At 43.3% G+C, this 300-nt stretch carries 1 protein-coding gene; it reads right to left on the reverse strand.

Annotated features, from left to right (window positions below):
• On the reverse strand, window positions 1–300 hold a 300-nt coding region (locus AB4486_RS28350; RefSeq protein WP_372120161.1), incomplete at both ends, for a DHHA1 domain-containing protein.

Here is a 300-nt window from a genome sequence, read left to right on the forward strand (position 1 = left end):
ATAAAGACCCGTTCATTGGAATGGTCAAACACTTGATTAACAACACCACCAGCCATATGCGAGTGTCCTCCACCAAAACCAACACCCGTATCATTCAGCGATCTCTTTATCACCTTAGCCATGTCATTCTGGGGGCATTCAGAACGCAATGAAACAAATGTTCTCTCATGACTACGGGCACTCAACACCACAATATCTAGTTCATCAACTGTAAGTAGAAAGTCACCAAGCACTCCTAGCATATTTTTGGGACACCCTTCTGGTAAGCTCCCAAATGCACAATTTCCGTCTTTCCTAATA

This window comes from Vibrio sp. 10N.222.55.C6 (assembly GCF_041473395.1).
GTDB lineage: Bacteria > Pseudomonadota > Gammaproteobacteria > Enterobacterales > Vibrionaceae > Vibrio > Vibrio crassostreae_C.